Origin of the sequence: Streptomyces zaehneri, from assembly GCF_032248645.1 — a bacterium.
Taxonomy (GTDB): Bacteria; Actinomycetota; Actinomycetes; order Streptomycetales; family Streptomycetaceae; genus Streptomyces; species Streptomyces coriariae.
Map to the genome: position 1 here is coordinate 1 of NZ_JASTTJ010000079.1, position 399 is coordinate 399.

Genomic DNA, 399 nt, shown 5'->3' on the forward strand with positions numbered 1-399 from the left:
CGCCAAGGGCAACTTCGTCGAGCCTGTTGGCCCTGCTTTCTGGGAGCGCCGTTCATGACCACTAAGACTTCCCGCCTCAGCCAGGCGGCAAACAACATCGATGGGCGATACACGGCCTCTGGCCTGATTCGCCCACAGATCAACAAGGTATTCCCGACCCACTGGTCCTTCATGCTGGGTGAGATCGCACTGTACGCGTTCGTCATCCTGCTGCTGTCCGGTGTGTACCTCACGCTGTTCTTCGACCCTTCTCTCTCGAAGGTGATCTACGACGGCGCATACGCACCACTCAACGGCGTGGAAATGTCCGCGGCGTACCACACTGCTCTAGACATCTCCTTCGAGGTACGCGGTGGCCTGTTTATCCGCCAGGTCCACCACTGGGCTGCACTGCTGTTC

The 399-nt window shown here is 59.1% G+C and carries 1 pseudogene; it reads left to right on the plus strand.

Going from position 1 to position 399, the window contains the following annotated elements:
- Positions 1 to 54: 54 nt before the first annotated feature.
- A pseudogene (locus QQM72_RS40720) lies at positions 55 to 399 on the plus strand (cytochrome b); the annotation flags it as partial.